We start from the raw sequence: 25,753 nt of genomic DNA, 5'->3' as shown, positions 1-25,753 counted from the left end.
GTCCAAAAATGGTCAGTAAAACCCAAAGAGGCAATCCCTCTCCAGTTTTAAACTGTCCAGTTACCGGGGACACGTCAGCAAAAACCCCCCAAGGGTTGGATTTATGTCCAACTCTTGGGGGTCAGTTCACGAGGCGCCGTTTTCGTTTGAGGGGGACGGGGACGTGTCAGACGTTCGCGGTGTCGATCACTCGCCTTTGCGCTTCGTTCCTTTGTCTGCCTTGTCAGGCTTGTCCGCCTTCTCTGCCTTTGCCGCCTTCTCCAGCTTGCGCGCGGCCTTTTCGACCTTACCGAACTTATCCAGCTTCTCGGCTTTCGCGGCCTTCAGTGCGTCCTCGGCCTTGTCGGCCGTTTTCATCTTGCTGCGCTTCTTGTCGGCGAAGGCAAGCGGGTCGCGAATCTGCGGGCAGTCGATCTGAATCAGCTCGCGCCCGGCGGGCGAGTCGGCGAGTTTCACCGCAGTGAGCTTGCCGCCCCAGACGCAGCCTGTGTCCAGACCGAGGATGTTGTCGCGCATCACCAGCCCGAGCGCCGACCAATGCCCGAAGACCATCGTGACGCCTGCTGTGCGACGGCCCGGGGCGTCGAACCACGGCTTGAGCGTTTCGGTCGAGGCATCGGCACCTTCCTTGATCTTGAAGTCGATCCGTCCGTCAGCGGAGCAAAAGCGCATGCGCGTGAGCGCGTTGATCGTGAGACGCCGGCGGTCTTCGTCGCTCAGGTCCGGCTGCCACTGGTCGGGCTGATTGCCGAACATGCGCGAGAGGAATGTCTTCCAGTCGTCGCCGCGCAGTTGCGTCTCGACATCGCGCGCGAGCGAGACGACCTGCTCGGCGTCCCACTGCGGCAGCACACCGGCGTGCACCATCAGATGCCCGTGGGCGAGGTGTGCCAGCGGCTGACGGCGTACCCAGTCGATGAGTGCGTCGCGCTCGGGCGCGTTGAGAATGTCGTCGAGGGTGTCGCTGCCATGCGCCTGACGCACGCCAGCCGCCACGGCCAGCAAATGCAGATCGTGATTGCCGAGCACGGCGGTGACACGGTCACCCAATGCAATGACCTGACGCAGCGTATCGAGCGAGCGCGGGCCGCGATTGATCAGATCGCCGGCAAGCCAGAGATCTGCGTCCTGGGGGAGGCGCTCGAGCAGTTGTTCAAACGACGTTTGGCAACCCTGGAGGTCGCCGATGGCATAGATGTCACGCATCGCAATGGTGGCGCTGTCTTGTCTTGTTATCCCGATCAGGGGGCTTCCGTGTGCCGCGGCCGAGCACCTTATCCGGTGCGTCGCCCCCCGTGGTCATTCATTTCTTGTAGATCAGCCAGCGCGGCACTTTGAAGCGGACGATGCTCAGGTACAGCCACACATACGTCACCATGAAGGCGACGCAGCACAGTGCGAGCACCACGCTATGCCGCCAGAAGACCGTCGCCGGGATCACTGCCAGCAAGCATAGCAGCCAAAGGTAAGGAGAGGTCAAGGAATTGCGCTGCGTGAGCGCACTCGCAGTGCGTGCCCCGGCCGCCCAGCGCATCATGCGTTTATAGACCAGCATATGCAGATGGACGCCGTCGGGGATGCCGGGCGACATGCCGCGAACGAAGCGCTTGCGATAGATCGAGAAGCACACCTCGAAAGCCGGGTAGATCACCATCAGCGCGGGATACCACGGCGAGACCTGCGGGTTGCGCATGACCAGCAGCACGGCGATCTCGGCCAGCATGAAGCCAAGGAAATAGGCGCCGCCATCTCCCAGAAAAATCAGTCCACCGGGGAAGTTGAAGATGAAGAAACCGAGGATGGCGCCCACCATGATCATCGACGTGGTGAGCACGATGGGGTCCTGCACCTGGAACCCGACATAGCCGAGCGACGCGAACATGATCATCGCGACCATGGCGGCGAGTCCGTTGAAGCCGTCGATGATGTTCACGGCATTGGCCATGCCCGCCACGCACAGCACCGTGAGTGGCACCGACACGGCGGCCACGATCAGGGTGCGGTCGACCACGCCGATGTCGAGGCGGGTGATGTGAATGTCGAGCACGAGCCACGCGAGCAGAGCGGCGAACATCGTGCAAACGAGACGCACCGTCGGCGAGACCTTCTTGGTCAGATCTTCGATGAAGCCGGACAGGAACGCAGGCAGGCCACAGGCGACGAGCAGCAGAATGTCGCGCGACACCTTGGGGTACGAAAAGCCGAGTGCCGTGGCCGCGACGATCAGACCGGCGAGGATGCCGACACCACCGATGCGCGGCACCGGGCGCACGTGAAACTTCTGCACGCCGGCGACATCGCTATCACCAGAGAAGCGGGCGTGAACGTGCGCGTAGCGGACGATCAGCAGCGTCGCGACAAACGACACGACGAGGGCGATGGCAAGACTCAGCATGATGCGGGAAGGGATCCGAGAATCCGAAAATACTCTGCAATGACGACATGTTCGTCGAATTCGCGCGCTACTTTAGCACGCCCGGCGTCGCCCATTTGCGCAAGCGCGGCCGAGGATGTCCCGGCCACCGCGCGCAGACAGGCGGTCAACGCGGCGGCGTCGCGCGCAGGCACGAGATGCCCGGTGACGCCGTTGTCGATCACATCGCGGCAGCCCGGCACGTCGCTTGCGATGAGCGGCCTGCCCATCGCACTGGCTTCGAGCAACGTGCGCGAGAGGCCTTCGCGGTACGACGGCAGCACCACACAATGGGCGTTGGCAATGAGCGGTCGCACGTCGCTGGTCGTGCCGAGGTACTCGACGATGCCTTCGCGTTGCCAGGCCTCGACTTCGCTGCGTGAGATGGCCGTGGGGTTCTCGACGTCTGCCGCACCCAGTATCTGGAATGTGACGTGTGGCATTTGCGCACGCAACGTTCTCGCGGCTTCCACGTACTCCAGCACGCCTTTGTCGCGCAGCAGTCGCGCGATGAGCAGGAACCGCATCGGCGAAGGGGCCTGATCGGGCGAAGTGTCAGATGCTGGCCACGGGGCCTTGGCGAAGTGCGCGAGGTCGACGCCCTCACCCGGCAGCAGACGCGTCTTGGCGAGCGCCACGAGTCCGCCGTCCACGAAGGCACGATGGTCTTCGACGTTGAGAAACCAGTTCTCGAGCGTGTGACGGAACGCCACGCGGTAGAGCTGACGCGCGAGTCGCGTCGTCAACGATTCGCGAATGAAGACATAGCCGAGACCGGTCGTCATCGACACCGCAGGGATGCGGGCGAAATGTGCGGCGATGGAACCGTAGATGTTTGGCTTGATGGTGTAGTGAAAGACGACGGCGGGCCGCACCTTCCGGTACAGCCGATAGAGCCGCCACATCAACCCGAGGTCCTGCACCGGGTTCTGGCCTTTGGCCGCCATCGGCACACAGTGGACGACGCAACCCATTTCGGCGAGCCGCGCGGCAAATTCGTCGTCGGGCGCGGCGACGTGCACCGGGTGGCCCGCGGCGAGCAACGCGGCAATGGGGCCACGCCGGAAGTTGTAGATCGACCAGAAGGTGTTGGAGCAGAGCAGGACCGGAGATGCCATTGACGTTGCCATGACGAAATCAGTAGCCCGCGCGCCGCGTGGCGCGCAGGTGCGAATAAGTGTCGAGCCATCGCGTCACGATGGCGTCGAGCGAGAAATGCGTGACGATGCGTTCGCGGTTAGCCGCGCCGAGGGCCTGACGTGCTTCGGCGCTGGCACGCAGTTGGCGAAGCAGGGCGTCGCCGAGGGCTTGCGCATCGCCGACGGGCACCAGCGTGTTGTGTGCGCCACCGTGTTGCGCGTCGCCCAACAGTTCGCGAACCCCGCCGCAGTCCGTCGACACGACGGGCAGACCGCTCGCCATTGCTTCACCGACCACGAGCGGCAACCCCTCCCACGCGGACGACATGACATACACGTCGGCAGCCTGCATCCATTGCGCGATGTCGTTGCGACGGCCGAGCAACGTCACGGCGTGTGCGAGGCCGCGGGCGTCCACGTGCGCCTGTACAGAAGCGCGCAACGGGCCTTCGCCCGCGATGAACAGTCGCGCTTCCGGCATGGCGTTCGCGACGTACGCGAAGGCGTCGATCAGCGTCGGATAGTCCTTCGCTTCGACCATCCGCCCGGCCGCGAAAACGATGGGGGCGCCAGCATTCGGTAATACGTCGGACGCGTTGCGCCACGCGGCGCGTGCCTGTGCGTCCGGATGGTAGCGCCCGGTGTCGATGCCATTGGGCATGCTGACGATGCGCGCGGCGGGCGCGGCCCGTTGTGCGACGAATGCGGCGACAGCGTCGTCGCTCACGTTGGTCGTCAGATCCGTCCATCGATCGGTCAATCGATACGCGAGCATGCGCGCGCGGCCGCCTTCGTTGCGGCTGTGGGCGCTCGTCACCAGCACCGGCACGGGCGCAAACCAGCGCGCGACACGCGCCACGAGGTTGGCGTGGACCATATGGGCGTGCACGACATCCGGCTGCCAAGTCCTCAGATACGCCGCAAACCGGACCAATGCCCCGATCAGCGACCCCGGCGATTTGCCTGCCTTCAGTTCGACGAGCGTGAACTGCGGCGACATCGGCAGCGCGATGGCGCACGGGCCGGTCAGCGAGACGAGCGTGACGTCGTGGCCACGCGCGAGAAACCCCCGCGCGAGATCGGCCACTTGCGTTTCCGCGCCGCCGAGTTGCAGCCCCGTGACGAACAAAACGATCTTCATCGCGTGGCCTCCGTGGCGGGGACGCCGTTGGGCAAATCGTCCGCCCAGAGCGCTTCCCAGCGCTCGGCGATGGCGTCCGCACGGAAGTCCTGCGCGTGCGCGTAACCGGCCAACCCGAACTGACGGCGCAGCGCGGCATCGCCGATCAGTCGACGCAGTGCATCGGCCAATGCCGGAATATCGCCGTCGTCCACGACGAGGCTGTCGACGCCGTCATGCAGCAGGGCGCGCGGTCCGGCGTCGGCCGCGAAGGCGACGACCGGCAACGCATACGCCTTGGCTTCGAGCAGCACCAGCCCGAAACTCTCACGTCGCGACGGCAGGCAGTAGATCGACGCGCGCGCATAGTGCTGCGCAATGTCGGACACGGCGGGCAGCAACCGGACGGTGTCGCCAACGCCGGTCTTGTGCGCGTGAGCGAGCAGATCGTCACGCAACTCGCCGTCGCCGACGATATGCACCTGCCAACCCGATGCGTCGGCGGCGATGCTTGTCCACGCATCGATCAGGCGATCGAAACCCTTATCGGGGATGAGACGGCCGACGGCAAGAATGCACCGCTCGTCGCCGTGCACGGGCGGCGTGCCGGGCATCGGGATGCCGAGCGGATTGGCCACCGTGACGAATTGCGCGCGCGCGTCGGGATGATGCGTCTGCCAGGCGCTGCGGTCTGCATCCGTGAGCACGACGACCGCGTCGTAGCGACGCGCGGCCAGCGCACGCGCCCATCGGCGTGCGCGACGGCCGAGATCGCTCGCATACGTGCTGTGCTCCCAGGCGATGCGCCGCAGCGGCAGGCCCAGCGTCGCGGGCACAGTGAAGAGCGCGAGCATCGGATCGACGTCGATCATCACCTCGATGCCATGCTCGCGAACATATCGCCGCACCTGCCGCACGATGGACAGGTAGTGGCGTTTGAACGCCAGGCGTGCAGCGAACAGCGCGTGATGCGCGACACCGGGTGCGAGCGGAAAGACGGGCGTGTGACCCCACAGCGACAGCACGTGGACGCGATGCCCGCGTGCGGCGAGCGCGTTGGCCAGCGTGGCGGTCGCGCGCTCGGCACCGGCGAAGGCGGCGAGCGTGCCCGTGAACAGGCAGATCGTGCGCGCGGTGGGCAATGGATTCATGACAGTTGAGCCGGAAGTCGTCATCGTCTCAATCCCGCCGAAGCAGCCACACGCCGAGCACCAGCGCCGCAGCGTAACCCGCGCCATAACCCAGTGCCCCGGCCAGCGCGCCGAGCTGCGGTGCCAGACCCCGCACGACGACGAATGCCACGACGGCCGCGCACAGCCATTTCGCGATCACCCAGCGGCCAGCGCCGCGACGCACGAGCGTGAGGTTCAGAGCGGCGTCTGCAAACACGAGAATCCCCATGAGCGCCGAGACGCGCAGGATCTGCGCCGATTCCGCGAATCCCGCACCGTAAATCAGATGCACGATCCACGGCGCGAGCACGGCGATCGGAATGGCCAGACTCGCACCGGCGGCGACCATGAGCCAGACGGCGCGGACTGTGTTACGTCGCGCCGTCAGGTTGTCCATCGTCTGAAAAATCAATTGGGGTGCGAGCGAGTTCGCGATGATCGGTGCGACGAGCACAAAGTTCTCCGTAACCTGCATGGCGGCCGCGTAAGCTCCCAGTTCCGAGAGTGGAATGATCGGCTTGAGCACGAGCTGGTCGATGCGCTTGAACAGCATCATCAGCATCAGCCCGCCCCAGAAGGTCGAACCGCTTGCCAGCAAGTCGATCAGCAGACGACGGCTCCAGACGATCGCCGTCTTCGGCGAATTCCGCAGGTAGTAGCGCACGAGCAGCGCGGCTGCCACAACCGCCTCGACGGCGTAGACGACAGCGAAAGCCGCCACGTTCGCATGGGTGACGAACAGCACTGCGACCAGCGCGAGCTTCACGAACAACGCGCAGAGGTTGGCCGTCACACTGGGCCGGTTGAACGTGCGGGCTTGCAGCCAGGCGATCACGATGCCCGACGGCTCACGGAACCACAGCGCAACACCGAGCCAGAGCGTCACGACGACCAGATCGGACTCCGCAAAGCCGACGACGTAGATCGTGAGGATCGTATAGGCGACGGCCGCCGCCGCCAGCCGCAGCACGAAGGCATGTGCAATAACTGTGCGCTGTTCGTCTTCCGGCTTGCCGACCAGCCGGGGCACCACGACCTCGCTGCCGCATAGCAGCGTCAGCGACGCGGCGAGAAAGACAAGCGATTGTGCGTACTGAAACAGGCCGAACTGGGCCGCGCCGAGACTGCGGGCGAGCAGGCCGGAGACGGCAATGCCGCCGGCGATCTGTGCGCCGCGCTCGGTGAGCATCCAGAGGATGTTGCGAAAGATGGTCCGATAGGTTCGGTAGGGCATGGGCGCTCGCGCGTCTCACTCGTTCTCGAGATAAGCAAAACCGGCCTTGTGAGGCCGGTGCGGTGAACCGAAACTGGGACTGTCGGCGCTTGTCGGCTGGCGCGGCTACGGTCGGTAGGGCGAAAGTAGGTGCTGGCTGACAAGGGTTTGGGGAAATGCCGCAGTGCGGCGAAGTCCCGTATAATTTTAGCGTAATGCAGCCGCTCCCGGCCGGGCTTCCCGCCGGGATTTGCGTTTGTGATGCTGGCGGCCCCGATAGCTCTTTTTTGGCTCCTGACGGCGATTTTCGCCAACTGCTCAGCTTTCTCCCCCTCGTTTCCGAGAGACTCTTTCCCATGACGCAAACCACGCAAGTTTCGCCTGCGATTTTCAAGGCTTACGACATTCGCGGCATCGTCGGCAAGACGCTGGATGCCAACGTCGCGCACCTGATCGGACGCGCTTTCGGCACGGCGCTGCGTCGCGAAGGTGGCAATGCGGTCGTCGTCGGCCGTGACGGCCGCCTGTCCGGCCCCGAACTGGTCGGCGCACTGTCCGACGGCCTGCGCGCCGCTGGCGTCGATGTGGTCGATATCGGCGTTGTCGTCACCCCGATGGTGTACTTCGCTACGAACGTGACGCTGCACGGCCGCGTTGTCGACTCCGGCATCATGGTCACGGGCAGCCACAACCCGCCCGACTACAACGGTTTCAAGATGGTGCTGCGCGGACGCGCGATCTACGGCGACGCGATTCAGGGCCTCGCCAAGCTGATCGAGGCGCAGGACTTCGAAACGGGTCAGGGCACTTACACTGCCGACGAGATCGGCGAGTCGTATCGTGCGCGCATCGTCAACGATGTGCATCTCGCGCGTCCGATGAAGATCGCCGTGGACTGCGGCAACGGTGTGGCGGGCGCGTACGCCCCGGCGCTGTTCCAGGCGCTCGGCTGCGATGTCATCGAACTGTTCTGCGACGTCGACGGCACGTTCCCGAACCATCACCCGGACCCGGCGCATCCCGAAAACCTTCAGGACCTGATCCACACGCTGCAAACGACCGATGCCGAAATCGGTCTGGCGTTCGACGGCGACGGCGACCGTCTCGGCGTGGTGACCAAGGACGGCCAGATCATCTATCCTGACCGTCAACTGATGCTCTTCGCCGCCGAAGTGCTGAGCCGCAATCCGGGCGAGAAGATCATTTACGACGTGAAGTGCACGCGCAATCTCGCGAGCTGGGTGCGCAAGCACGGCGGCGAGCCGCTGATGTGGAAGACGGGCCACTCGCTGGTCAAGGCCAAGCTGAAGGAAACGGGCGCACCGCTCGCCGGCGAGATGAGCGGCCACGTGTTCTTCAAGGACCGCTGGTACGGTTTCGACGATGGTCTTTACACCGGTGCGCGTCTGCTCGAAATCCTCTCGAAGTCGGCCGATCCGAGCGCTGTGCTCAACGCGCTGCCGAACTCGATCTCGACGCCGGAGCTGCAAATTCCGCTGGCCGAGGGCGAGAACTTCGCACTGATCGACAAGCTGCGCGAGACCGCCAAGTTCGACGGCGCGCAGGACATCGTCAAGATCGACGGTGTGCGCGTCGAGTACCCGGACGGTTTCGGTCTGGCGCGTTCGTCGAACACCACGCCGGTCGTGGTGCTGCGTTTCGAAGCCGACAGCGACGCCGCCATCCAGCGTATTCAGGACGACTTCCGCCGCGCGATTCTGGCCGTCAAGCCCGACGCCAAGCTGCCGTTCTAAGGTTGGATGGCCGCCTGAATGGTCAACTGAGCGTCACCGGGCCGTCGTTGGACGATGGCTCGGAATGGCCTTGTAAGGCGGTCGTCGCGTAGTTCGTGGATGGACGCGGGCGTCAATCATGATTGGCGGGCCGGGACGGGGTAAAATCGCGGTTTTGCTCACGAGGCCCGGCCGAACCGCCGGGGCGTTCGGTTGCAGGTTCTGATCGTCAAAGTCTCGTCGCTCGGCGACGTCGTCCATAACATGCCCGTGGTGCAGGACATTCTGCACCGGTATCCCGACGCCCAGATCGACTGGGTCGTGGAAGAGGGATTCGTCGACCTCGTCAAACTCGTGCGCGGTGTGCGCCGGGTCATTCCGTTTGCGTTGCGCCGCTGGCGCAAGAAGCCGCTCGCGGCACGCACCTGGCAGGAGATCGGTGCGTTTCGCCGTGCCTTGCGCGAAACCCCTTACGACTACGTCATCGACACGCAGGGTCTGGTCAAGACCGGCTGGATCTCGCGCACCGCACGCGGCGCGGTCTGGGGGCTGGGCAACCGCACGGAAGGCGCCAGCTACGAATGGCCGGTGCGCTATCTGTATCAGCACATGGTGCGCATCGAGCCGCACACGCACGTGGTGACGCGTTCGCGTCTGCTGGTGGCCGAGGCGATGGGCTTCAAGGTGCCGGGCGAGATCGACTTCGGCATCGCCACCGAGCGGGCCGATCACAGTCAGTGCCCGGACCGTCCGTATGCGGTGTTTGTGCATGCGACCTCGCGAGACGACAAGACCTGGCCGGAAGACGATTGGGTCGCGCTGGGCCGCGATCTCGCATCGCAGGGATTCCTCATCGTCCTGCCGTGGGGCAGCGCTGCCGAGCGTGAGGTGTCGCGGCGTCTGGCCGCTGCGCTGGGCGAGGATGCCTGGGTGCCGCCGAAAATGAATCTGTCGCAGGTCGTCGGCCTGATCGATCGCGGGGCGATTACCGTGGGCGTGGACACCGGGCTGGTACATATCGCCGCAGCGCTGAACCGTCCGACCATCGAGCTATACAATTTCAGCACCGCGTGGCGCACCGGCGGGTTCTGGTCGCCGCGCATCGTCAATCTCGGCGACGCCGAACACAAGCCGACGCTCGCGCAGGTGCGCGACGCCGTGCGTGCGCTGGCACCTGCGCTGCCTTCGTCGTTGACGTCGTCGCCTGCGGCTGTGCCGGGCGGCACTGCCGCGTCTGAGGAGGACTGAATCGCATGAATCAAAACACTCAAGCTCACGACGCCAGCGAATCGAGCGCGAGCGGCCAGATCGTCACCGTCGCCTCGGGCGACTGGCAGGGCGGTCAGTTGCCGGTCGCGCGCGAGACGCTGGTCGCCGACGTCGAAGCCGGCAAGGTGCTGTACTTCCCGCATCTGGCCTTCGCCATCGACGCCGCCGAGCAAGCGTTGCTCGATCCGAAGATCGCCGATCCGAAGCGCAAGAACATCAGCCTCGACCCGAAGACCGGCGTGCTCGTGGGCGTGGCCGCCGACGACGCTACGCAGCGTGCCGTTCACGCACTGGTCAAGCGCTACTACACGCAGGCGTGCAGCCTGATCGACGGCCTGATGCCGGAGTATCGCGGCAAGCTGCGCGCCGCACCGACGAGCCTGCGACTGCATCAGGTGGAGACGCGTCAGACCTCATGGCGCAAGGACGACAGCCGTCTGCACGTCGACGCTTTCCCGTCGCGCCCGAACTATGGCGAGCGCATTCTGCGCGTGTTCACCAACATCAACCCGGCCGGTCAGCCGCGTGTGTGGCGCGTGGGCGAGCCGTTCGAGGACGTGGCGAAGCGCTTCCTGCCGAAGGTGCCGACGCAGTGGCCGGGCTCAGCCTGGCTGCAAAACGCCGTGGGCATCACCAAGCGCCCGCGCAGCGGCTACGACCACATCATGTTGCATCTGCACGATGGCATGAAGGCCGACATGGGGTATCAGCACGACGCGGACCAGCAGACCATGCCGTTCCCGCCGGGCAGCGTCTGGATCTGCTTCTCCGATCAGACGTCGCACGCCGTGATGTCCGGCCAGTTCATGATGGAACAGACCTTCTTCCTGCCCGCCGACGCGATGGTGCACCCCGAGTGCTCGCCGCTGGCGGTATTGCAACGTCTTACGCATCGCGCGCTGATCTGAATGTTGCTGCGTCTCGTCTATCGCGCGCTCTGGTGGATCGTCGCACCGCTGGCGGTGGTTCGCCTGTGGTGGCGCGGCCGTTTCGAGCCGGGCTATCGCCGTCACATCGGCGAGCGTTTCGGCTTCTACAGCACGCCGCCGTACACCGGCCGTCCGCTGATCTGGGTGCATGCGGTCTCCGTCGGGGAGACGCGCGCCGCGCAGCCGCTCATCGATGCGTTGCTGGAGCGCTATCCGTCGCACGGCGTCTTGCTCACACACATGACGCCGACGGGGCGCGCCACGGGCGAAAGCCTGTTCGGCGATCGCGTGGTGCGGTGCTATCTGCCGTACGACATGGTCGGTCCGATCCGGCGCTTCCTGAAGCACTGGCGGCCGAGCGTCGGCATGGTGATGGAGACGGAAGTCTGGCCGAACCTGATCTTCACGTGCCGCGAAGACGGCGTGCCGCTGGTGCTGACCAATGCGCGCATGTCGGCGCGCTCGTTCCGTCGAGCGGCGCGCTTCGGAGATGCGGCCAAACCGGTCTACGGCGGATTCAGTCGTGTGCTGGCGCAAAGCGATGCCGATGCAGAGCGTCTGCGCATGCTTGGGGCCAGCGACGTCGACGTGATGGGCAACCTCAAGTTCGACATGACGCCACCGCCTGCGCTGCTGGCGCTGGGCGCACGCTGGCGTGAGCGCTTCGGCGACCGTAAGGTGTGGCTGGCGGCGAGTACGCGCGACGGTGAAGAAGCGCAGGTGCTTCAGGCGCGTGCGATGCTCGCGTCGGCCTCTGACGAAGGACGTCGCTCGCTGCTGGTGCTCGTGCCGCGTCATCCGCAGCGTTTCGACGAAGTGGCGGCGATGCTCGAAAAGGTCCGCCTCAACTACGTGCGCCGCAGTGCATGGCCGGACGACGACACGCCGCTGCCCGCCGACGTCGACGTCGTACTCGGCGATTCGATGGGCGAGATGGCCGCTTACTTCTCGGCAGTCGACGTCGCGTTTATCGGTGGCAGTCTGCTGCCGCTGGGCGGTCAGAATCTGATCGAGGCGTGTGCGGCGGGTACGCCCGTAGTGTTCGGACCGCACATGTTCAACTTCACGCAGGCCAGCGAAAACGCACTGGCAGCAGGCGCGGCGCGGCGTGTGAGCGATGCCGGTGAGCTGGCGTCGACGCTGGCCGACCTGCTGATCAACGACGACAAGCGGCTGGCGATGCGCACGGCAGCGTTGCTGTTCGCGAAGCAGCATCAGGGCGCAACCGCGCGCACCGTCACCGCGTTGGGACGCTGGCTCGATACCGGATTCGTCGCACCGCAGGAGTGATTCGATAAGACGTCGCAGCGCTGACGTCGGAAAGCAAAAAGCCTCGCATGCCAGAACGGTCATGCGAGGCTTTTTGTTTTGATGCGGACGAAGTCAGCGACGCAGCGGAGCAGTCGTGCCCGGACGCACGCCACGCGCCGGAAGACCCGTGCCCGCGTTTGCCGGGGCCGCTTCACGGGCACCGGCCATGGCGGCGGAGGCGTCCGGATTCTCGGTCAGCAACGCGTTGAGCAACTGCAAGTCCGTATCGACGAGCGTGGCGGCGCTGGCCTTCAGCTGGAGGCTGGAGAGCAGCGTGCTGTAGCGCGCCTTGGCGAGATCGCGTCGCGTGGTGAAGAGCTTGTCTTCGGCGTTGAGCACGTCGGCGTTGATGCGAATGCCGACCTGATAGCCGAGCTTGTTCGACGCGACCGACGACTGCGCCGATTGCTCGGCCGCTTCGAGCGCCTTGACCTGCGCCAGCCCGCTCGACACACCGAGGTACGACGTGCGCGCGCTCAGCACGGCCAGACGTCGGGCATCGTCCAGATCGCTTTGCGCCTTGTCTTCGAGCGCCAGCGTCTGACGCATCTTGCTCTGCACCGAGCCACCCGAGAAGATCGGGATGCTGATCTGAATGCCAATCTGCCCGGCCGAACTCGGCCCTGTGCCCTGACTCGACGGACTGGACATGGCGGACGACAGCAAGCTGTTGGCGTTGCCGACGTTCGAATGCGCACCAGCCGCCACCAGATCGACGGACGGCATATAGCCCGACTTCGCCTTCGACGTTTCGCGTCGCGCGATCTCCAGCGTGAGCGATTGCAATTGCACGCCGTAGTTGGCTTGCTCGGCCTGCGTGACCCAGTCGGCGACGTTGTTCGGCTCGGGAGACGGTAATGTCGATCCGGCGCGCAGCGTAGCGAGCGAGCCGACCGGATGGCCGACGATGCGCGCGAACGCGGCACGGCGCACGTCGAGCGTGTTCTGCGCGGCGATTTCCTGAGCGGTGGCCTGATCGAAACTGGCCTGCGCTTCGTTCGAGTCGACGATGGTGGCGTTGCCGACTTCGAAGTTGCGTTTGGCCGACGCGAGCTGTTCCGCGATGGCCTGCTTGTGCGTGCCTGCGAGGGCGAGATCGTCCTGCGCGGCGAGCACATCGAAGTAGGCTGTCGCCACGCGCAGGATCAGATCCTGCTGCGCCTGCGCGAATGCGGCTTCGGCGCTCGCGACCGTCAGCTTGCCCTGCTGGTACGACTGCCAGCTATCCCAATGGAAGATGGGCTGCGTCAGTGCGAGGCTGTAGCCGCTGCTGCCGAAAGTGTTCGAGATGTTGCCGGAGCCGTAGTGCGTGTTGACGGCCCCGTAGCGCGCTGTGACCTGCGGCAAAAGCGCGGCACGCGCTTGCGGCAGCGCTTCGATGTTCGCGAGGTACGACGAGCGTGCGCTGGCGATAAGCGCGTCGCGGCCCTGGGCTTCGCTGTAGAGCTGGAGCAGGTCGGTCGCGCTCGCGGGAGCCGAGTGCCCAATGAGGGCAGCGAGCATCGTCGCGGTGGCGACGACGCTCGCAGAGCGGGCATTGAGGATGCTACGGGTGTTACGGGTGTGGCGGGCGGACGCACGCCTGTCCGCGCGCAGCCGCGCGGCAAACCTCGGGGGGCGCATGGCCCTGGCTCAGTAAGTCGGCATCGACGGATCGACCTGGCGTGCCCAGGCATCGATTCCGCCGTCCAGATTGAACATCTGGGTAAAACCTTGTTGTTCCAGGAACATGGCGGCGCGGGCGCTGCGCATGCCGTGGTGGCAAATGCACACGATGGGCGCATCGGCGTCGAGCTCGCCCTGACGCGACGGCACGTCGCCGAGCGGCACGTTCTTGCTCTGGGCGATGTGGCAGGTCTGCACTTCCCAGTCCTCACGCACGTCGAGGAGCGTGGGTTGGCTGCGGTCCCCGTCCGCGAGCCACTGGGCCAATTGCGCCGGTGTAATGTTTTGCATGATGTTCTACGTGTGTCGAATCGATGGCGTCCGGCCTTCGTCTAGCCGCTTCATCGTCCCCAAACGATAAAAGCGGGAGACCGGTCCGCTCGCGGCTTCAGGGGCGCGCCGTTCGCTATCGAAGGGCGCGGTCCCCGGCAGCCGGGCTTTAGAACTTGAAGCTCGACGGTTGCGGGGCGACCAGATAGGTCACCTGCGTCTCGAACAGGTTTTCGCGACGGAATTCGGTCTCGGACACGCGCGTGATGAGCACGGCTTCCATGACCGGGCTGCCGCCCACGAAAGCTGCCAGACGGCCGCCGACCTTCAGTTGGTTCTGGAACGCTTGCGGCAGTTCAGCCAGCGCACCCGAGATGCAGATCACGTCGTAGGGTGCCGCGGCGCTCCAGCCCTGGGCACCGTCGGCGTTCACGACTTCGACGTTGGTCACGCCGTTGGCGCGCAGCGTCTGCTGGGCCGACTGCGCGAGGTTCGCGTCGAATTCGACGGTCGTCACGTGATGCGCGTTGTAAGCCAGCAGGGCGGCCATGTAGCCCGAACCCGTGCCGATTTCGAGCACGTTCTCGTTCTTCTTCGGCGCGAGCGCTTGCAGAATGCGCGCTTCGACGCGCGGGAACATCATGTGCTGGCTCTTGTTCGGGATAGCAGCGCCCGAGAGCGGCAGTTCGACGTCGGTGAACGCGATGTCGCGCAGTGCCGCCGGCACGAAATCTTCGCGCTTGACGACTTCCAACAGCTTGAGCACGTCCTGATCGAGCACGTCCCAGGGACGAATTTGCTGCTCGATCATGTTAAAGCGGGCCTGTTCGTAATTCATTTCGATTACTCGTGGGTAGTAGGCAAACACAACCCGGCATTTTACCAGTTCCGGACGGCAGCCATGATGACGTGTGAACTTTTGCCGCAAATCGGCACGAAAGCCGGGCAAATGTGACCGGCCCGAATGGCCCCGAGGCTCAGGCGGCCTTGTCCGGCGGGATCGAGAGCGCGGGCGATTCCACCCGAACCTCCGTGCAGGACTGCGCCACGCACTGCAAATAAGCCCCGCACATCGTGGCCATCTGGTCGGCGATCTGGCGGGAGAGCGTTTCCGAGCAGGCGCCCACGGGCGCACGGTTCTCCAGAATCGCCTTGATCGGCCCTGTCATGGAGTTAAGGAAGACGAAGGCCACCGTCTCAGGATCCTCGAAGCGCGCGTTGTGGGCGGTCTTCAGCATGCCGACGACCGCCGCGTGCATACGCGCCGACGCCCCCGCAAACACCTCCCGCCCGTCCAGATCCTCCGAGAGCCGGTACAGCGCCTGCGCCTCTTCGATATCGCGCATCTTCGCGCCGACGTACGCCTTCGCCAGTTCCTGCGCCATCGTTTCCAGCGGCTTGCCATGCGACGCCTGACACGTCTGCTCAACCGAATCGACGATACGGTCGATGTGACGCTCCAGCACCGCGTAGAGCAGCACCTGCTTGTTCTGGAAGTACTGATAGAGGGTGCCGACGGATACCCCGGCGCGCTCGGCCACCCGGGTGGTGGTCAGTTGACGCCCGCCATCGAGCAGCAAAACCTGAAGCGCGGCTTCGAAAATGGCGTCGATGGTGACCCGCGAACGCGCCTGCTGCGGCGATTTACGGGGCGTTGCGGGTGGTTGACCGGCCGGTTTCATATGCGAATAGAAAATCTGAAGGATTCTTCATAAACTCGATGCTAACAAATTTGCGTGCGGCCGGGCGCAGAACAACGGGAATTCGACGGGAGCAGTGATGAAACGGGACGCTATCGAAAATACGGTACGCGAGGACGCCGAACGCCATCTGGGAAGAGTGGCGCTGGTGACTGGCGCGACCCGGGGAATCGGATTGGAAGTGGCGCGTGAGCTGGCCGAAGCGGGCATGACGGTGCTGGTCGGCGCGCGCGATGAAGCCAAGGGGGACGAAATCGTCGCCCCGTTGCGCAAGGCGGGCTTTCAGGCAGAGACGCTGGTGATCGACCTGCTTCGCTCGGAGACGCTGCATGCCGCCGCCTACCGGATCGGGCGCTATCACGGACGGCTCGACGTGCTGGTCAACAATGCGGGCGTGACCGATCCGCGCGACGACACGCCGGAGAAGGCGTCCATCGAGGCGGTCGAGCGGGTCTTCCAGACCAACTTCTTCGGCACCTTGCGCGTCACACAGGCGATGCTGCCGTGGCTGTCGCGCTCGGACGGAGCGCGCATCGTCAATGTGTCGAGCGGCCTCGGCTCACTCGCTCAGAACAACGATCCGGCGTGGGAGCATGCGGCGTTCCGGCAGATCGGGTTCAACGCGTCGAAGGCTGCGCTGAACATGTTGACGGTGCAGCTCTCGCACACGTTGCGCGAGACGTCGATCACGGTGAACTCGGTCGACCCGGGCGCACCGGGTGATCTCACGGTCGACGCGAGCGGCAAGCGCGGGCGTCAGGGGCTGGCCGAAGGCACGCGCAGCGTGGTCATGCTCGCGCTGGGCGAACGCGGCCCGGTGACCGGTGGCTTCTTCGATCTTTCGGGCACGCTGCCCTGGTAAATGCGGTGATCCATGCAGAGAGGGCGGGTCGGGTAAAATCCGCCCCCATGAATTGCCGACCTCATTGCGCTGCCTGTTGCATTGCACCTTCCATTTCGACGCCGATTCCCGGGATGCCTGACGGCAAACCGGCGAACACGCGTTGCGTGCAGCTGGACGATGCCGACCGTTGCCGTATCTTCGGTAGCCCGCAGCGTCCGGCCGTGTGCGGATCGTTGCAGCCCTCAGAGGAGATGTGCGGCGGCGACCGCACGCAGGCCATCGCGTGGTTGTCGGCGCTGGAGGCGATGACTGCCCCGATGGCCGCCTGAGCATTGCCTGAGGATCGCCGTCGGGCAGCGTCGGGCAAACCAATTCCTGTCTTATCCGAGTGCTATAGTCGCGCGTGTCGGGCCTAATGCGCCCTGAAGCGGAACGCGAAATGCCGGGTAGCACTCATCCAGATCGTCCCATTCCTCAGCAGTGCGATGCGAGCGCGTCGTTCACTGTCTCGCGCCGTCGTTGGCTGACGATGACCGGTGCGGCTGCGCTGGCTGCGGGCCTCGCCGCATGCGCAGGCTTGCCGTTCGGCAATGACTACACCTTCTCCGAAAGCCAGTTGCAGCGTGCGCTCGAGCGCAAGTTTCCGTTCGACCGTCGTGTGCTGGCTGTGCTCGACGTCAATCTCACGCATCCGCGTCTGACGCTGCTGCCTGAGCGCAACCGTCTCGCCGTATCCGTCGACGCCACCGTGACGCATCCGCTGGGCGGCGCGCCGCTGACCGGCACACTCGCCATCGACAGTGCACTCGCGTACGATCCGGCCACGCTGTCGGTCGTGCTGCGCGACCCCGAAGTGGAGACGTTCACTATCGATGGTCTGCCCGATCGCTGGTCGCGTCAGTTGAACGCGGCGGGGGCGCTGATCGCGACGCAGTTGTTGCAAGGCGCGCCGATCTATACGTTCAAGCCGGAGCAACTCAACATCGGCGGCGCGATGCGTCAGCCGGGGGCGATCACCGTGCTCTCGCACGGCGTGAACGTCAAATTCGACACGCGCTGACGTTGCACCGATTTCGCGCGAACGCATTCGCCTGAACCTACAAAAACTTCTTAATCCACGACTCCTCAGGAACTCATTGCATGGACTTGTTGCTGGCGCTCAAAGCCGTCATTCTCGGTGTAGTTGAAGGTCTGACCGAATTTCTGCCGATCTCGTCGACCGGGCACTTGATTCTGGTCGGTAGCCTGCTCGACTTCAACGACGAGAAGGGCAAGATCTTCGAGATCGTGATTCAGTTCGGTGCGATTCTGGCGGTGTGCTGGGAGTTTCGCGCGAAGATTGCGCAGGTCGTGTTCGGGCTGGGCAACGATGCGAAGGCGCGTCGCTTTGCGGTGAATGTGATTGTCGCGTGTGTGCCCGCTATCGTGCTCGGGCTGCTGTTCGGCAAGCACATCAAGGCAGTGCTGTTCAACCCGCTGGTTGTTGCCACCGCGTTCATCGTCGGCGGCGTGATCATTCTGCTGGTCGAGCGTCACAATCGTCGCAATGTGGAGGCGGGCAAACTGCCGCGCGTGAATTCCATCGACGAGCTGTCGACGCTGGACGCCCTGAAAGTCGGTTTCGCGCAATGTCTCGCGCTGGTGCCGGGCACCTCGCGCTCGGGGGCGACGATCATCGGCGGCATGATGCTCGGGCTGGAGCGTCGTGTGGCGACCGAGTTTTCGTTCTTCCTCGCGATCCCGATTCTGTTCGGCGCGACGATTTACGAACTCTACAAGTCGCGCTCCATGCTGGAAGTCGCGGACTTCGGTCTGTTCGGCATCGGCTTCGTGTTTGCCTTCATCAGCGCGTTCATCTGCGTGCGCTGGCTGTTGCGCTACATCGCGTCGCACGATTTCACGGCGTTCGCCTGGTACCGCATCGTGTTCGGTATCGTGGTGTTGGTGTCGGCTTACAGCGGGCTCGTGGTTTGGGCTGACTGATCGCTTGTCGCTGAACGCCATATGAAAAAAGGGCACCGAAAGGTGCCCTTTTTGCTGTCCGTCAGTACCGACGCGATGACGTCGATGCCGCTCAGCTGCGCTTGCGGAAGACGAGATCCCACACGCCGTGACCGAGGCGCAGGCCGCGGTTCTCGAACTTCGTCACGGGACGGTAATCCGGGCGCGGCGCGTAATCGGCCGCTGTGTTCTCAAGCGACGCTTCGCCGCCGAGCACTTCAAGCATCTGCTCGGCATATTCCTGCCAGTCCGTCGCGCAGTGCAGATAGCCGCCCGGCTTCAGACGCGAGGCCAGCAAAGCGACGAACGGCGGTTGCAGCAGACGGCGCTTGTGGTGACGCTTCTTGTGCCACGGATCGGGGAAGAACACGTGCACGCCGTCGAGCGAGCCTTCCGGGAGCATGTGCTGGACGACTTCCACGGCGTCGTGCTGGATGATGCGCACGTTCAAGAGCGGCGTCGTGCCGATGAGCTTGAGCAGTGCGCCCACGCCCGGCTCGTGCACTTCCACGCCGAGGAAATCGTCTGCCGGACGCACCTTCGCGATGTGCGCGGTACCGTCGCCCATGCCGAAGCCGATTTCCAGAATGCGCGGTGCGTCGGCGCGATCGAAGGCCTTCGGCCAGTCGAGCGCTTCAGGCGCATACGGCAGCATGAACTTCGGGCCGAGTTCTTCGAAGGAGCGCTTCTGCGCTTCCGAGCTACGTCCCGCGCGGCGCACGAAACTGCGAATGCGGCGCGGGTGCGCGACGCCGTCCGGGCCGACGTACGTGTCGTCGTCTTCCGAAGAGGTCGTTTGCGACGCGTCGAGTTCAGCGTCGTCGTGGGCCGGGAGCGCGTCGTCGGCCGGCGGTTGTCCGTGGTTCGTCATGGAAACAAAAAGCCGTCTGGAACGACGGCTTGTCGAGGGAGACTTCGGCGGGCAGTGCGTGCAGCGCCCAACACGATGATTTTTCAAAGGATTTTCCCGCGCCTTGGCAGCGGGAACGGGCTCGATTATCCACCGGAACGCCCTTCACTGGCAAGTTGGCGCCCGCTTCGCGTCCCGGCGTGATGCTGCCTGACGTCGCGAGCGTGCGCCGCCGTCAGCGAGCCTTGGCGCGCGACGGTTTGGCGCTGGCTGCCACGCGGGCTGCGCTCTTGTTGCCGAAGACGCCCGTCGTTTCCATGTCTTCGAGCCAGGAGAGGGCGTCGGCGTGGCGAAGGAAGTGACGCAGATAGTCCGGCGACACGTCGTGCATGAGCGAGAGCGCCCGATGCACGAGATGGCTGGAATTGAGCGGTCCCGCGTTTTCCGGCACCTGCGCGAGCGACTGGCGCAGATTGCCGTCGGTGCTCAGCTTCGACCATGTTTCGCGGAAGTATTCGAGGACGTCGAGGTCTTCGAAGGCGTCGTCCGTTGCGATGACCGTCGGCGTGATGGCGACGGGAATCGGTGCGGCTTGGGCGACGGTGCGTTTCGTGGGTGTGGTCGATGTCGTGACCGGTTGCGTGGGCGCGTCGGGGGCCTTCGCTGCGGGCGATGGGGCCGTCGGCTGAGCGCCACGGGTCGGTCTCGATGTCGCGGGCGATGCAGACGGCGTCGGCCGTTCACCAGTGCCGATCCGTCGCGTGATGTCTGCTGTCAGCGTGACGAGCGGCGATGCCACGCGCGATGCTGCGGGATCGTCGGCAGACGTCTCTGCATCGGCAAGCGACTTCGCGAAGTCGTCCATCAGCACCTTCAGACGCGTTTCAAGCACGCGCCGCACGTCTCCCTGATAGGTGAGCATGCGCGTGCAAAGCGCTTCGATGCGATGAAAGCGCGCCGGGTCGCGCTTGTCGGCACCGGCGTCGCGCCATGCGGTGAGTTGTGCGGTGATCGGATCGACCGGATCGACCGGATCGACCGGATCGGCAGACGACACGACAAGCGTATCGTCTGCGATGACGTCGTTCGTTGGAGAGGGCGTTTGCGTGCTCATCGCCGCACCGTCACGCTTTCGGCTTGCCAGCGTTACCGGCACTGCTGCGGGGCATCGGCGCGATTTCCACGCGGCGGTTCTTTGCGCGCCCGGTTTCGTCGGCGTTGGACGTCACCGGTTGTTCGGCACCGAAGGCGGCTGAGAACACGGAGGACGGCGGCACTCCGGCGGCGATCAGCTCGCGCGTGACGGTCAGCGCCCGTTGTGCCGACAACTCCCAGTTATCGGCAAAGCGGCGGTTCGTCTCGCGCACTTGCTGGTCGTCGGTGAAGCCGCTGACCATGAGAATTTCGTCGCTTGCGCGCAGATAGGCGGCCAGCGGCGCGGCCAGACTGCGCAGCACTTCGCGGCCCTGCGGCTGCAACTGGTCCGAGTTCAGGGCGAAGAGCACGTTGCCGCTGATACCGATGCGACCGTTCACGAGCGTTACGCGGCCACCTGCGAGCGGTCCGGCGAGCGCTTTCTCAAGCGTTTCGCGGCGCTGCGTCTCGACCTGACGCTCCTTCACTTCGCGTTCCAGCTTCGCCGAGAGTTCGATCTGCACGCCGATCACACCGAGCATGATGAGCACGAACGCGCCGAGCATCACCGACATCAGATCGCCGAAGACGGCCCACGTCGGCGCGGCGGCGCCTACGTCGCCCGCGTCCGCGATATCCGCGTCGAATTCGTCTCTCATGCTGCCACGCTACCCGGTTGCATACCTGCTTGCGCAGCTTGCGAGCGCACCTGTGCGAGATCCTGAAGGTTCTCGAGGATCTGCTTTTGCGACATCACGCTCAGCTCGACCACTTCGCGTGCCTGTGCGACGTAGTACCCGAGTTGTTCGTCGCTGCGCGCCATCGACTTGTCGAGCGCGGCTTCGATACGTTGCAGATGCTCCAGCAGTTGTGTATTCGATTCGCCGAACGACTGGACGGCGGCACCGAAGGCGTCGCCGAGGCTGGCGATTTCCACCACGCTGCCAGTGACCTGTGCGGACGCTTCCGTGAGCTTCTCCGTCTGTGCGGCGATGGCGTCGCCGAGGTTCGTACTCGCGCGTTCGAGCAGTTGCGCGGAGGTCGTGACGAGTTCGTCGACGGCGGCACGTTGTTCGTTGCCCGCGTGCTTGACGGTGTCGAGCAGCGTGCCCAGCGTGTCGAGCAGTCGCGAGCGCTCTTCGAGCATGGCGTTGTCGCGGACCATGCTGTCCGAGAGCTTCTGACGCAGTTCGCCGATGATTTCGGCGGCCGCCTTCGGGGCTTCCGAAGCGGTCTGCACCAGACGCGAGATTTCCGCGATGGTGTCGCTGGCGTTGGCGCGCGTCTGTTCGGACATCTCCAGCGCGGTGCGCGCGAGCGTGTCGCAGATCGCCTGTTGCTGGCTGGCCGTTTGTGCGCCGACCTGCTGCCATTCCGAGCGCAGCGTGGACAACGTGCCTTCGAGCGTTTCCGTCCAGACGGACAGGCGCTGCGTTTCGCGCTCGGCGGTGGCGTCGTGATGTGCGGTGTTGGCGGCGCTGAGCGCTTGCAGCAGCGACGCACTGTGTTCGGTGAATGCGCTGGTCGTCGCCGCGACGAGTTGCTGATTGCCGTCGGCCAGACGTTCGCTCGTGCGCGTGTGTTCGGCGATGGCGTCGCGCCATGTCTGAGCGACGTTGGAAGACGTCGAGTCCAGTTGCGTCGAGACGTTTTGCAGCAATTGCGACGCCCGCGATTCGAACGTTTCGGCGAAGCGCGCGAGGGCGGCGGCGAGGTCGGTAGCGAGCGTGTCGTTCGCCGATTGTTGCGCGACGAGGGCCTGCTTCCATTCGCCCGAGACGACTGCAGCCGTCTCGGACACGCTGTGCATTGCGCCTTCCGTGCGCTGGCTTACGCCGTCGATCAGATGGGCTGCGCGTTGCTCGAAGGTTTCCGTGAAGCGGGTGAGGGCGGCGGCGAGTTCGGTGTTCAGTGCATCGTTGGCCTGCTTTTGCAGCCCGATCGATTGCTCCCATGCCGATGCCACGCGCTCGTGTGCACCGCTGACGTTACCGCTTGCGGCGTCGAGCTTGGCTGCGACATCCGCCAGCAAGGTGCTTGAGCGCGCTTCGAACGTTTGCGCGAAGCGTTCCAGTGCTGCGCCGAGCGACTGCGTGAGCGTATCGTGCGATTGCTGTTGCTGGCCGAGCGCCTGTTCCCACGCTTGAGCGACGGTCGTCTGCGCCGTGGCGATACTGCCCGTTGCACTGTCGAGGCGCGTGATGACGTCGCCGAGCAGGCTCGCGGAGCGCGTCTCGAACGACTCGGTGAATTGCGCGAGCGTGGCACCAAGTTCTCTGGCGAGCGTGTCGTTGGTTTGCTGCTGCGTGGCGAGCGACGTTTGCCACGTCTGCGCGATGCCCGCGTGTGCGGCGTTGACCTGCCCCGTTGTCGAGTCGAGGCGTGCGGAGACATCGTCGACCAGTTTGGCCGAGCGCGTCTCGAAGGTCTGTGCAAAGTGCGTGAGCGCCGTGCCGAGATTTTCGGAGAGCGCGTCGCTGGTGCGTTGCTGCGTGGCGAGCGACGTCTCCCATGTCTGGGCGACGTTCGCGTGGGCAGCGTCGATGCGGCCCGTCGTGGCTTCCAGGCGAGCGGCGACATCGTCGACCAGTTTGGCCGAGCGCGTCTCGAAGGTCTGTGCAAAGTGCGTGAGCGCCGTGCCGAGATTCTCGGAGAGCGCATCGTTGCTGCGCTGTTGCGCTGCGAGCGACGTTTCCCAAGTTTGCGCGACGCCGGTCTGTGCGCTGCTGACCTGTGCCGTGACGGTTTCAAGGCGTGCGGCTACATCGTCGACCAGTCGCGACGAGCGCGTCTCGAACGTCTGCGTGAAATCGCCGAGTGCCGAGCGCAGATCGGTGGCGAGCGATTCATTGGTGCGCAACTGAGCGTCGAGCGAATCTTTCCAGACGCTGGCGACGCGCGCCGTCGTGGCTTCGAAGCGATCGGACAGGCCGTCCATACGGTCTTGCACCGCGCTCGACACGGTCTGATGCCATGTGGCGGTTTCGCGCGCGAGGCTCGCCATCGTCGCTTCGACTTCCGGACGAATCGCTGCACCGGCGGCGCTTGCCGTGGTGGCGACGCTGTCCTTTAGATACTGCTGCATCGCGCTGGTAAGTTGCGCGTAGGACGCATCCGTCTTGGCGTGCAGGGCGTCCTGATTGGCGACGAGGCGCTCGCCGAGCGCCTGACTCTGGCGTTCCATCGCGGCCATCATGTCTTGCAGACGGTCGACGAGGGCGGGCATGACCGTCGCTTGTTGCTGAAGCAGTTGCAGCGTGGTTTCGCGTTGATGCTGCTGTGAGAAGCCGCGCAGTGTCGTAACGATGCGTGCGTCGAGCGACTGCACGACCTGTGCGCGTTCCTTGCGCGCGAGTGCGGCGAGCAGGCCGAGCATGGCCGACGTAGCGACACCCGCGACCGACGTCCCGAACGCGAAGCCGAGTCCCTTGACCGGCGAGGCGAGCGAGGCGCGAATCGCTTGCAGATCGGTCGCGCCTTCGAGCGCGATGCCGGTGCCACGCAGCGTGGCGGCCATGCCGAGGAAGGTGCCGAGCATGCCGAGCAGCACGAGCAAGCCGACGAGATAGGGCGTGAGCGCCGGGCCGGGCAGGCCGACGCGTTCGCCTTCCACGCGCAGACGCACAGCGGTGCGAAGACCGGCGGGCAACGTCTCAAGCCACGCGGGCAGGGACGCGGGCGGCGCGTTTAGACCGGAGACGGCATTCGCGAGGGCGTTCGTCGACTGATGAAAGCGTTTGAGTTCGAGCGCGCCAAAGAGATAAACCGCTGCAATTAGCAGAGCGACGGCGAGCGCGAGGGTATTGGTACCGGCATAGCCGATGGCGATCCAGCCGACGACGGCAAGACCTGCGACAAAGGCAATGAGATCAACGAGGTAGCGTGGCAAACGGGTCATGTTGTCCGGGTTCACTAACGTTTTCGCCGGGAGTGACCGAGGCGAGGGCGGCAATCAGCCCTTCGATCGGTTCCAGGCGGATATCCAGTTCTGCGAGCAAAACGCTCTGCATATCCCGGTGGAAGGTGTCTAGCCATGCGCCTGCGGGCGCGAGCGGCGGTGCGCCGGGCACGCGCGGGGCCGCCATCGCGGCCTGCTCGGTGTCGCGCAGACGCACGAAGTGCCCTTCGAGCAGGTTCGGCACGCTCGCGAGCAGTGTGCGCTCACGTGCGCCCATCACGCGCTCCATAACGGCGTCGACACCGGCGAGACGCGCGGCGTCCGGCGACATCGTGGCCAATTGGGCGCGAAGGCGGGTCCGCAGGGCGCTGATCGCCGTGTCCATCGTCTGTTGCGACGTCGCGTAGCGCTGGCGATACGCCGGAAACTCCGCGAACGAAGCCGCCCGTTGACGCTCGGCAGCGCTCAGTGCGCGGATCTGCCCACCTGGCGCGGCCGCCAGTCCGCAATCGCGGGCGATGGCGGCGGCGAGGTCGACGCGCACACGTGCCAGTTCGCCTGCCGGGTTCTGCGCAGCCGAACGCGCGCCGGGCGTTGCCGCCGACGGGTTGGCTGGGTTGGCCTTAAGGGCCGACGACAAAGCGATGGCGTCGGTCCAGCCCAACCACTGGCTCAGACGGTCCGAGAGCGACGGCGCGGCCTCCGGGGGCGCGAACGAGCTCAGGCGGGCCAGCGAGCGTATGAGTGTTGGGGCGCTGATAACGGGACGCCGGGACACTTGCACCATTCCACTGGGGGGTCGAAAACCCAGCAGTTTACACTGCGCGCGCCCCGCGACCCCCACTGGCCGCCCGGTCGGGGGATTGACGGGCGAGCAAAGCGCCCGAACGCCCCCTGAAACCCCTCCGAAAGCCCCGCCGGACGCCGACTGTGATTTATCTCAGTTTTCAGGTGCCGACCCGAGGTTTATCTTTCACTCAACCCGCGACAAACGCGAAACAAACGAAACGAAACCGGAGGTGTGACATGGCTGCAATCGGACCGATCTGCGACGCACTGGTGACCGTAGGCACGTGGGCAAGCCGGGCTGCC

23 protein-coding genes are annotated in these 25,753 nt (G+C 65.0%); 8 read left to right on the top strand and 15 right to left on the bottom strand.

Annotation, left to right across the window (positions count from 1 at the left end; genetic code table 11):
- Positions 1-186 precede the first annotated feature (186 nt).
- From PCO31010_RS26445 to PCO31010_RS26420, 6 genes are all read right to left on the bottom strand, one after another.
- Complete coding sequence (locus tag PCO31010_RS26445; RefSeq protein WP_150666867.1) at positions 187-1,206, bottom strand: symmetrical bis(5'-nucleosyl)-tetraphosphatase; 1,020 nt, start codon at positions 1,204-1,206, stop codon at positions 187-189.
- Between the two features lie 97 nt (positions 1,207-1,303).
- Positions 1,304-2,395, bottom strand: a complete 1,092-nt coding sequence (locus PCO31010_RS26440) for an MraY family glycosyltransferase (protein ID WP_150666866.1) — start codon at positions 2,393-2,395, stop codon at positions 1,304-1,306.
- Positions 2,389-3,543 (bottom strand): glycosyltransferase family 4 protein, encoded by a 1,155-nt coding sequence (locus PCO31010_RS26435; protein WP_174985227.1) that lies wholly within the window; start codon positions 3,541-3,543, stop codon positions 2,389-2,391. Before PCO31010_RS26435 ends, PCO31010_RS26440 begins: the two co-directional genes overlap by 7 nt.
- A gap of 7 nt (positions 3,544-3,550) precedes the next feature.
- On the bottom strand, positions 3,551-4,693 hold the full coding sequence (locus PCO31010_RS26430; protein ID WP_150666864.1) for a glycosyltransferase: 1,143 nt from the start codon (positions 4,691-4,693) through the stop codon (positions 3,551-3,553).
- Complete coding sequence (locus PCO31010_RS26425; RefSeq protein ID WP_150666863.1) at positions 4,690-5,823, bottom strand: glycosyltransferase family 4 protein; 1,134 nt, start codon at positions 5,821-5,823, stop codon at positions 4,690-4,692. The genes PCO31010_RS26430 and PCO31010_RS26425 overlap by 4 nt, the downstream gene beginning before the upstream one ends.
- 28 nt (positions 5,824-5,851) lie before the next feature.
- The gene (locus PCO31010_RS26420) at positions 5,852-7,078 is read right to left on the bottom strand and encodes an oligosaccharide flippase family protein (RefSeq protein ID WP_150666862.1); all 1,227 of its coding nucleotides are present in this window, start codon (positions 7,076-7,078) and stop codon (positions 5,852-5,854) included.
- A 335-nt stretch (positions 7,079-7,413) separates the two neighbouring features.
- Between PCO31010_RS26420 and PCO31010_RS26415 the strand changes: the two genes are divergently transcribed.
- From PCO31010_RS26415 to waaA, 4 genes are all read left to right on the top strand, one after another.
- The gene (locus PCO31010_RS26415; RefSeq protein WP_150662115.1) at positions 7,414-8,811 is read left to right on the top strand and encodes a phosphomannomutase/phosphoglucomutase; all 1,398 of its coding nucleotides are present in this window, start codon (positions 7,414-7,416) and stop codon (positions 8,809-8,811) included.
- A gap of 243 nt (positions 8,812-9,054) precedes the next feature.
- The gene (gene waaC / locus PCO31010_RS26410) at positions 9,055-10,038 is read left to right on the top strand and encodes a lipopolysaccharide heptosyltransferase I (protein ID WP_246184785.1); all 984 of its coding nucleotides are present in this window, start codon (positions 9,055-9,057) and stop codon (positions 10,036-10,038) included.
- Positions 10,039-10,043: 5 nt separating this feature from the next.
- Positions 10,044-10,967 carry a Kdo hydroxylase KdoO gene (kdoO, locus tag PCO31010_RS26405; protein ID WP_150666861.1) on the top strand — a complete coding sequence of 308 codons (924 nt, stop codon included), beginning with the start codon at positions 10,044-10,046 and terminating at the stop codon, positions 10,965-10,967.
- Between the two features lie 3 nt (positions 10,968-10,970).
- Positions 10,971-12,278 (top strand): lipid IV(A) 3-deoxy-D-manno-octulosonic acid transferase, encoded by a 1,308-nt coding sequence (gene waaA / locus PCO31010_RS26400; RefSeq protein ID WP_150666869.1) that lies wholly within the window; start codon positions 10,971-10,973, stop codon positions 12,276-12,278.
- A gap of 93 nt (positions 12,279-12,371) precedes the next feature.
- On the opposite strand, the gene PCO31010_RS26395 is transcribed toward waaA, so the two are convergent.
- The 4 genes from PCO31010_RS26395 to PCO31010_RS26380 all read right to left on the bottom strand — a co-directional run bounded on the left by PCO31010_RS26395 (position 12,372) and on the right by PCO31010_RS26380 (position 15,916).
- The gene (locus PCO31010_RS26395) at positions 12,372-13,802 is read right to left on the bottom strand and encodes a TolC family outer membrane protein (RefSeq protein ID WP_150576426.1); all 1,431 of its coding nucleotides are present in this window, start codon (positions 13,800-13,802) and stop codon (positions 12,372-12,374) included.
- A 129-nt stretch (positions 13,803-13,931) separates the two neighbouring features.
- The gene (locus tag PCO31010_RS26390; RefSeq protein WP_150666860.1) at positions 13,932-14,255 is read right to left on the bottom strand and encodes a rhodanese-like domain-containing protein; all 324 of its coding nucleotides are present in this window, start codon (positions 14,253-14,255) and stop codon (positions 13,932-13,934) included.
- A 148-nt stretch (positions 14,256-14,403) separates the two neighbouring features.
- Entirely contained in the window at positions 14,404-15,072 is a 669-nt protein-coding gene (locus PCO31010_RS26385) for a protein-L-isoaspartate O-methyltransferase family protein (protein ID WP_150666859.1), read from the bottom strand.
- A 139-nt stretch (positions 15,073-15,211) separates the two neighbouring features.
- Positions 15,212-15,916 carry a TetR/AcrR family transcriptional regulator gene (locus PCO31010_RS26380; protein ID WP_150666858.1) on the bottom strand — a complete coding sequence of 235 codons (705 nt, stop codon included), beginning with the start codon at positions 15,914-15,916 and terminating at the stop codon, positions 15,212-15,214.
- A gap of 97 nt (positions 15,917-16,013) precedes the next feature.
- Between PCO31010_RS26380 and PCO31010_RS26375 the strand changes: the two genes are divergently transcribed.
- The 4 genes from PCO31010_RS26375 (at position 16,014) to PCO31010_RS26360 (ending at position 18,761) form a co-directional block, all read left to right on the top strand.
- The gene (locus PCO31010_RS26375; RefSeq protein WP_150666857.1) at positions 16,014-16,796 is read left to right on the top strand and encodes an SDR family NAD(P)-dependent oxidoreductase; all 783 of its coding nucleotides are present in this window, start codon (positions 16,014-16,016) and stop codon (positions 16,794-16,796) included.
- Between the two features lie 47 nt (positions 16,797-16,843).
- On the top strand, positions 16,844-17,107 hold the full coding sequence (locus PCO31010_RS26370) for a YkgJ family cysteine cluster protein (protein ID WP_150666856.1): 264 nt from the start codon (positions 16,844-16,846) through the stop codon (positions 17,105-17,107).
- A 110-nt stretch (positions 17,108-17,217) separates the two neighbouring features.
- Positions 17,218-17,838 carry a DUF1439 domain-containing protein gene (locus tag PCO31010_RS26365; RefSeq protein WP_150666855.1) on the top strand — a complete coding sequence of 207 codons (621 nt, stop codon included), beginning with the start codon at positions 17,218-17,220 and terminating at the stop codon, positions 17,836-17,838.
- 80 nt (positions 17,839-17,918) lie between these two features.
- Positions 17,919-18,761 (top strand): undecaprenyl-diphosphate phosphatase, encoded by an 843-nt coding sequence (locus tag PCO31010_RS26360; RefSeq protein WP_150666854.1) that lies wholly within the window; start codon positions 17,919-17,921, stop codon positions 18,759-18,761.
- Positions 18,762-18,852: 91 nt separating this feature from the next.
- Here PCO31010_RS26360 and trmB read toward each other — a convergent pair whose 3' ends face one another.
- From trmB to PCO31010_RS26335, 5 genes are all read right to left on the bottom strand, one after another.
- Positions 18,853-19,650: a tRNA (guanosine(46)-N7)-methyltransferase TrmB gene (trmB, locus tag PCO31010_RS26355; RefSeq protein WP_150666853.1), complete on the bottom strand. Its 798-nt coding sequence runs from the start codon at positions 19,648-19,650 to the stop codon at positions 18,853-18,855.
- Positions 19,651-19,864: 214 nt separating this feature from the next.
- Positions 19,865-20,743 (bottom strand): DUF2894 domain-containing protein, encoded by an 879-nt coding sequence (locus PCO31010_RS26350; protein ID WP_150666852.1) that lies wholly within the window; start codon positions 20,741-20,743, stop codon positions 19,865-19,867.
- A gap of 10 nt (positions 20,744-20,753) precedes the next feature.
- On the bottom strand, positions 20,754-21,422 hold the full coding sequence (locus PCO31010_RS26345) for an OmpA family protein (RefSeq protein ID WP_150666851.1): 669 nt from the start codon (positions 21,420-21,422) through the stop codon (positions 20,754-20,756).
- A complete protein-coding gene (locus PCO31010_RS26340) occupies positions 21,419-24,652 on the bottom strand; it encodes a DUF802 domain-containing protein (RefSeq protein ID WP_150666868.1) in 3,234 nt (1,077 codons plus the stop codon). The genes PCO31010_RS26345 and PCO31010_RS26340 overlap by 4 nt, the downstream gene beginning before the upstream one ends.
- Positions 24,633-25,448: a DUF3348 domain-containing protein gene (locus PCO31010_RS26335; protein WP_150666850.1), complete on the bottom strand. Its 816-nt coding sequence runs from the start codon at positions 25,446-25,448 to the stop codon at positions 24,633-24,635. The genes PCO31010_RS26340 and PCO31010_RS26335 overlap by 20 nt, the downstream gene beginning before the upstream one ends.
- Between the last annotated feature and the right edge of the window lie 305 nt (positions 25,449-25,753).

This window comes from Pandoraea commovens (assembly GCF_902459615.1).
GTDB lineage: Bacteria > Pseudomonadota > Gammaproteobacteria > Burkholderiales > Burkholderiaceae > Pandoraea > Pandoraea commovens.
The sequence above is the reverse complement of the archived record's forward strand: the minus strand, read 5'-3'. Positions and strand labels throughout refer to the sequence as shown.

Coding starts and splice junctions, on each gene's coding strand:
- PCO31010_RS26445 (WP_150666867.1), bottom strand. CDS start 1,206: ATGCGTGACATCTATGCCATCGGCGACCTCCAGGGTTGCCAAACGTCG.
- PCO31010_RS26440 (WP_150666866.1), bottom strand. CDS start 2,395: ATGCTGAGTCTTGCCATCGCCCTCGTCGTGTCGTTTGTCGCGACGCTG.
- PCO31010_RS26435 (WP_174985227.1), bottom strand. CDS start 3,543: ATGGCAACGTCAATGGCATCTCCGGTCCTGCTCTGCTCCAACACCTTC.
- PCO31010_RS26430 (WP_150666864.1), bottom strand. CDS start 4,693: ATGAAGATCGTTTTGTTCGTCACGGGGCTGCAACTCGGCGGCGCGGAA.
- PCO31010_RS26425 (WP_150666863.1), bottom strand. CDS start 5,823: ATGAATCCATTGCCCACCGCGCGCACGATCTGCCTGTTCACGGGCACG.
- PCO31010_RS26420 (WP_150666862.1), bottom strand. CDS start 7,078: ATGCCCTACCGAACCTATCGGACCATCTTTCGCAACATCCTCTGGATG.
- PCO31010_RS26415 (WP_150662115.1), top strand. CDS start 7,414: ATGACGCAAACCACGCAAGTTTCGCCTGCGATTTTCAAGGCTTACGAC.
- waaC (WP_246184785.1), top strand. CDS start 9,055: ATGCCCGTGGTGCAGGACATTCTGCACCGGTATCCCGACGCCCAGATC.
- kdoO (WP_150666861.1), top strand. CDS start 10,044: ATGAATCAAAACACTCAAGCTCACGACGCCAGCGAATCGAGCGCGAGC.
- PCO31010_RS26395 (WP_150576426.1), bottom strand. CDS start 13,802: ATGCTCGCTGCCCTCATTGGGCACTCGGCTCCCGCGAGCGCGACCGAC.
- PCO31010_RS26390 (WP_150666860.1), bottom strand. CDS start 14,255: ATGCAAAACATTACACCGGCGCAATTGGCCCAGTGGCTCGCGGACGGG.
- PCO31010_RS26385 (WP_150666859.1), bottom strand. CDS start 15,072: ATGAATTACGAACAGGCCCGCTTTAACATGATCGAGCAGCAAATTCGT.
- PCO31010_RS26380 (WP_150666858.1), bottom strand. CDS start 15,916: ATGAAACCGGCCGGTCAACCACCCGCAACGCCCCGTAAATCGCCGCAG.
- PCO31010_RS26375 (WP_150666857.1), top strand. CDS start 16,014: ATGAAACGGGACGCTATCGAAAATACGGTACGCGAGGACGCCGAACGC.
- PCO31010_RS26370 (WP_150666856.1), top strand. CDS start 16,844: ATGAATTGCCGACCTCATTGCGCTGCCTGTTGCATTGCACCTTCCATT.
- PCO31010_RS26365 (WP_150666855.1), top strand. CDS start 17,218: ATGCCGGGTAGCACTCATCCAGATCGTCCCATTCCTCAGCAGTGCGAT.
- PCO31010_RS26360 (WP_150666854.1), top strand. CDS start 17,919: ATGGACTTGTTGCTGGCGCTCAAAGCCGTCATTCTCGGTGTAGTTGAA.
- trmB (WP_150666853.1), bottom strand. CDS start 19,650: ATGACGAACCACGGACAACCGCCGGCCGACGACGCGCTCCCGGCCCAC.
- PCO31010_RS26350 (WP_150666852.1), bottom strand. CDS start 20,743: ATGAGCACGCAAACGCCCTCTCCAACGAACGACGTCATCGCAGACGAT.
- PCO31010_RS26345 (WP_150666851.1), bottom strand. CDS start 21,422: ATGAGAGACGAATTCGACGCGGATATCGCGGACGCGGGCGACGTAGGC.
- PCO31010_RS26335 (WP_150666850.1), bottom strand. CDS start 25,448: ATGGTGCAAGTGTCCCGGCGTCCCGTTATCAGCGCCCCAACACTCATA.